The sequence below is a fragment of the uncultured Nostoc sp. genome (genome assembly GCF_964245575.1).
Lineage (GTDB): Bacteria > Cyanobacteriota > Cyanobacteriia > Cyanobacteriales > Nostocaceae > Nostoc.
The window spans coordinates 1-5623 of sequence record NZ_CAXTNP010000391.1 but is presented as its reverse complement, the minus strand read 5'-3'; the positions used below and the strand labels follow the sequence as shown (position 1 = coordinate 5623).

The 5623-nt window shown below is 43.1% G+C and carries 3 protein-coding genes and 1 pseudogene; 3 read left to right on the top strand and 1 reads right to left on the bottom strand.

Going from position 1 to position 5623, the window contains the following annotated elements; translation table 11 throughout:
• Positions 1-38 precede the first annotated feature (38 nt).
• Positions 39-1442 (bottom strand): 3-isopropylmalate dehydratase large subunit, encoded by a 1404-nt coding sequence (leuC, locus tag ACFFAP_RS35210; RefSeq protein ID WP_375515556.1) that lies wholly within the window; start codon positions 1440-1442, stop codon positions 39-41.
• 313 nt (positions 1443-1755) lie between these two features.
• On the opposite strand from leuC, the gene ACFFAP_RS35205 reads away from it, so the two are divergent.
• The 3 genes and pseudogenes from ACFFAP_RS35205 to ACFFAP_RS35195 form a co-directional block, all read left to right on the top strand.
• Entirely contained in the window at positions 1756-3105 is a 1350-nt protein-coding gene (locus tag ACFFAP_RS35205) for an ATP-binding protein (RefSeq protein ID WP_375515555.1), read from the top strand.
• 383 nt (positions 3106-3488) lie between these two features.
• Positions 3489-3671, top strand: a complete 183-nt coding sequence (locus ACFFAP_RS35200; RefSeq protein ID WP_375515554.1) for a hypothetical protein — start codon at positions 3489-3491, stop codon at positions 3669-3671.
• Positions 3672-3702: 31 nt separating this feature from the next.
• Positions 3703-5623 (top strand): annotated as a pseudogene (locus ACFFAP_RS35195) (ribosome assembly protein 4); the annotation flags it as partial.

Sequence of the window (5623 nt, the reverse complement as noted above, 5' to 3'; positions counted from 1 at the left end):
ATCCCCAATCCCTAATCCCCAATCCCCAGTCCCCAAAATTACAATAACTCGCGCACATCAGAGACTTCGCCTTTAATCGCAGCTGTGGCGACCATCGCCGGACTCATTAACAATGTCCGACCGGAAGAGGAACCTTGTCTTCCTTTAAAGTTGCGGTTGGAGGAAGAAGCGCTGATTTGTCTTCCTTGTAGCTTATCGGGGTTCATGGCTAGACACATAGAACATCCTGGTTCCCGCCATTCAAATCCGGCTTCCTGAAAGATTTTATCCAGTCCTTCAGCTTCCGCCTCTTCCTTCACCCTTTCAGAACCGGGGACAACAAAAGCTTTGATTCCTTCTGCAACGTGGCGACCTTTGGCGATTTTCGCCGCTTCTCGCAAATCAGTAATCCTGCCGTTGGTGCAACTACCAATAAAGCAGACATCTATTTTAGTGCCCTTGATTGGTTGACCAGGATATAAATCCATATAGCGGTAAGCTTCTTCAGCAATAAATCGGTCTTCTTCCAGCAGTTCTTCTGGCTGAGGTACTGACTGGTTGACACCGATACCTTGACCGGGAGTAATCCCCCAGGTAACGGTAGGAGAAATTTCCGCAGCGTTGAACAGCACTATATCATCGTACTGGGCATCAGCATCGCTCTTGATGGATTCCCACCAAGCCACTGCTTTATCCCAATCTGCACCAATGGGTGCAAAATCTCTGCCTTTGAGGTAATCGTAGGTGACTTTATCCGGGTTGACGTAGCCGCATCTAGCACCGCCTTCGATCGCCATATTGCAGACAGTCATCCTCTCTTCCATATTCATTTGCTCAAATGTTGTACCGGCAAATTCGTAAGCATAGCCCACGCCACCTTTAACACCAAGTAAGCGGATGATATGCAGGATGACATCTTTGGCGTAAACTCCAGGGTTCAGAGTGCCGTAAACTGCGATTTTGCGGACTTTCAGTTTGGAAAGGGCGAGGGTTTGGGAAGCGAGAACATCTCGGACTTGGCTAGTACCAATACCAAATGCGATCGCACCAAATGCCCCATGACTGGAAGTGTGACTATCTCCACAAGCGATCGTCATTCCTGGCTGAGTCAGCCCAAGTTCTGGAGCAATTACGTGAACTATACCCTGACTACCAGAACCGATATTGTAAAAAGTTATGTTATTTTCTTGACAGTTATTTTCCAGCGCCTGAATCATTTCCTCTGCCAAGTTATCGGCAAAGGGACGCGCCTGGTTTTCTGTCGGCACAATATGATCGACCGTGGCGACAGTCCGTTGTGGAAACAGTACTTTTAGACTTCTCTCGCGTAACATAGCAAAGGCTTGGGGACTGGTGACTTCATGAATTAGGTGAAGCCCGATAAATAGTTGCGTCAGCCCTGAGGGAAGTGTACCAACGGTGTGTAAGTCCCAAACTTTATCAAACAGGGTACCTTTGCTCATACGTCAATCAATATTTCAAGAGTCCGGCCTTAAATAGTATCAAAAAAAGTCTAGGTTTTTGCAGATCACTTAAATATTACTTACATCTTTGCACTCTTATTTCTCTGTGCCTCTGTGGTTTTATTCTTCCTAAACGAACCGCAGAGGCGCAGAGAACACAGAGGAAGAGAGAAGAGAGTAACTTGGAGATGTAATGTCTACCTTCAGCAAAAGCAAAAATTCTCCGAAATATTGAGATGCAAAGATGTAAATAAGTTTATCCTTTTAAACAAGGATATCTAAGACAATACGAGAGAATTGCACTACCAGCATTATGCCCATAGATTTACGGGAATTTTATCAGGCTAGCGATCCCAGCAGAACTCTGTTTGTCAATAATAGCTCTGATGGCAAGTATTACATAGATTTTTCCTCAGTACGCGGTGGTGATATTCTTGGCAAGCTGAAGCAGAAAATTACTTTTTTTAAGCCCAATGAACCCACTTGCACTTTATTTACTGGGCATATTGGTTGTGGAAAATCGACAGAACTATTACGGTTACAGGCAGAACTGGAAAAGTTAGGCTTCCACGTCGTCTATTTTGAGTCCAGTGATGACTTGGAAATGACCGATGTCGATATTGCTGATGTGCTGCTAGCGATCGCTCGTCGTGTGAGTCAAAGTCTAGATAAAATTACTCTGGAGTCACCCAACAAGTTTAATGAGTTGCTGCAAGGTGCTTGGAAGGTCTTAAACTCCGAGGTAACGGGGGTAAAAGTTAAGGTTCCGAATGTCGGCGATTTTGGTGTCACCTCTGAAAAAGAAAAGCTTTCTCTGTCTGTGGGCATTGGTGAAATCACGGCAAAGATGAAAAATGACCCCACGCTGCGAGAAAAACTCAATCAGTATTTAGCACCACAAAAAACTAAGCTGCTGGAAGCGATTAATCAAGAATTATTGGAACCTGCGATCGCTAAACTCAAACAGCAGGGTAAAAATGGTCTGGTGGTAATTGTCGATAATCTTGACCGCATAGATAATCGTGCCAAACCTTGGGGTCGTCCGCAACAGGAATATTTATTTGTCGATCAGGGTGAGTTTTTGACGAAGCTTAATTGTCATCTACTCTACACTATGCCCTTGGCTTTGAAGTTTTCCAATGATTACGGAATGCTAACTCAGCGTTTCCCAGAAGATCCCAAGGTGTTACCAATGGTACCTGTACAAAGGACTGATGGCAGTGTTCATATACAGGGAATGGCACTGATGCAGCAGATGGTACTAGCTAGAGCTTTTCCTGACTTGACACCAGAGGAGCGTTTAAGTAAAGTTACCGAGATTTTTGATAGTGCTGCTAGCCTAGAGCGGTTATGTAAAATGAGCGGTGGTCATGTGCGGGACGTGCTGAGGCTGCTGAATACCTGGATTACGGAAGAGATGAGTCTTCCCCTAACTCGTGAAACCTTAGAGCAAGTGATTCGTTCTCGGCGGAATGAAATCATGTTGCCGATTTCTGATGAGGAGTGGCAATTGTTACGTCATGTCAAGGAAAGGAAAAAGGTGAGTGATGACCAGGGATATCAAAAACTGATCCGCAGTCGGTTTGTCTTTGAATATCGGGATGGTGGCGAGTCTTGGTTTGATGTTAATCCGGTTTTGGCGGAAGCAAGAGAACTACAGTGAGGAATCAGGGAATCGATGAATAATTAGATGATGAAACCAGAAACCAGAAATGTTTTGTTAAAAGTTTACGCACAATTGCACAAAATCACAGAATAATTGTACTCAGCCTCGGATCTTACTTTTCACGTTATGTGGAAAAGCTAACGATTGACCTAACCCCCTAACCCCCAACCCGTGGCGGGAAGGGGGAAAATTCAAAGTCTCTCTCCTTTTAGGAGAGAGATTTAGAGAGAGGTTTTCCAGATACCGTGAAAAGTCAGAGCCTCGGATAAAGCCGTAGAAAACAACGATTTTGAGGACGCTAGCTTACTAGCTAGTAGAGCAGATAGACTTTATGAAGAGATAGAAAATTTAGAGATTGTAATTTCAGAACAGGAGGAAATATGAAAACAATCCCAGAGTTAAAGACTCGTATTAAAGAACTCAGTAAACAAACTGTTGAATTTAGTAGAAAAGCATCTGAAGTGTGTTTAAGTGACCGTCAGCAAGCCAAGTATTTTAGACAGCAAGCAAGAGAAGCTAGCAAACGTACTCAAGTATTGATACAGGAGTTAAAACGCCAATAAATTTAATTTTGTAGTCTTGAATCCTTAGCTTATGACAGACTCGCAACCACCAGAAGATGACTATGTAAACAGCGATCGCACTGTTGCACAATTAGCTTGGGCGATTGAGTCCTCTGTGGGACAGTTTAAGCTGATTTTGGCCCGGTGTAATTATGCTAGAGAGCGCGATCGCTTAATCTCCAGATTGCGGGAAATTTGTCAAGTCGAAATTCGTGTCTTGGCGGTGCAGCAATCGAACAGGACTCTTTATACTGCGATTCAAGAAGAATTCGGCGCAGAAATACCAGCCTGTGTGATGGTTGTGGGTTTGGAATCAGTGCAGAATTTGTCTGTGATGTTAACTTCTGCAAATCAGGTGCGGGAAGAGTTTCGCAAGAATTTTGCTTTCCCCTTAGTGTTGTGGATTGACGATGAAATCTACAAGCAACTAATACAGTTTGCGCCAGATTTGGAAAGTTGGGCAACTACGAGAAATTTTGCCATATCAACACAGGAATTAGTAGACTTTATTATCGAAACGGCTAATCAATGGTTTAGTAATAACTTAAATTTTAGCGTAAATGTATATATCAAGCTGGAAACTGAGTTAGAAACGGCGCAAAGATATTTACTCAATCAGCCAGAGTTTTATAATTTAGAAATTCAAGCTAATTTAGAATCTTTATTAGGTTTTCTCAAACAGAGAAATAATCAAAAAGATTCGGCGCTACAGCATTATCACAACGCTTATAAGCTCTGGCAGCAAAGTAATAATTTAGAGCGACAGGTCAAAATCCTCGGTGAAATAGGCTTTTGTTATTATCTCAAAGCTTTGAAACATCAAGAGATAAATCATCCAGATTGGCATACAACTTGGCATTATGTTCAAGAGTATATAAATTTTATTAACCAGTTTCAAAGGCTAGATTTAATTGCTAACTCAGTAGTTAAATTTGGTGATATCTTGCGAGACTTGCAAAAGTGGGAAACGTTGCAGAGTCTTTCAGAACAAGCCTTAGTAATCCATCAAAGTAACAACCAGCCAAGAGAATTAGCCAAGGATTACGGTTTTTTAGCTGAAGTGGCTTTGGCTCAAAATAACTGGGTGAAAGCAAATCAGCTTGTTCAGCAAGCCTTGAAAGTTTTTGCCGCGATTCCCAATTTGGAATCAGCGAATATATCAGAGGTTTTATCTGCTGACTTTTCACGGGATCTGAAAAACCTCTCTCCAAACCTCTCTCCTGCAAGGAGAGAGGCTTTGAATTCTCCCCCTTCCCTGGTAGGGAAGGGGGCTGGGGGGTTAGGTTTCGCGGATGAGGTGAAAAGTCAGGTTTTATCTGATATTCCTGAAAGGGTTTTAGAATCAAAAGATTTGAGCTTATATCAGTTTATTTTAGGTCGTTCTCAATACCATTTAGGTCAAATTCAACAGGCAACTCTCAGCTTAGAAACTGCTAGGGATGTAGGTAATCCCCTAGAAGATGTCAGGCTTTACTTGGATATTCTCAAGTTTTTGCAGCAGCTTTATTTTGAGCAGAAAGAATATCTCCAAGCATACAAAATCAAACAGCAACGGCGTTCCATTGAACAGCAATTTGGCTTGCGGGCTTTTATTGGTGCGGGTAGGTTAGAAGCAACAAAACAGGCATTTGTAGAGACATTGCGCTCAAACTCTCCCCAAGGAAACATTGCCCCAGAAATTGCTGCATCTGGTCGCCTATTGGATGTAGAACGTTTAATTGAACGCATGGGTCGCCCTGATTATAAGCTGATAGTAATTCATGGGCAATCGGGTGTGGGCAAAAGTTCCCTGGTGAATGCGGGACTGATACCAGCTTTAAAGAATAAAGCCATAGGTACTCAAGATTATTTGCCAGTGGTAATGCGCGTTTACACCAACTGGGTGGAAGAGTTGGGGAGGCTTTTGGGAAGAGGTGAGGGGGATGAGGGAGATGAAGGGGACAAGGGAGAGC

Bases quoted from the DNA above. Each gene is read 5' to 3' on its own strand.
- ACFFAP_RS35205 (WP_375515555.1), top strand. From the start codon at position 1,756: ATGCCCATAGATTTACGGGAATTTTATCAGGCTAGCGATCCCAGCAGA.
- leuC (WP_375515556.1), bottom strand. From the start codon at position 1,442: ATGAGCAAAGGTACCCTGTTTGATAAAGTTTGGGACTTACACACCGTT.
- ACFFAP_RS35200 (WP_375515554.1), top strand. From the start codon at position 3,489: ATGAAAACAATCCCAGAGTTAAAGACTCGTATTAAAGAACTCAGTAAA.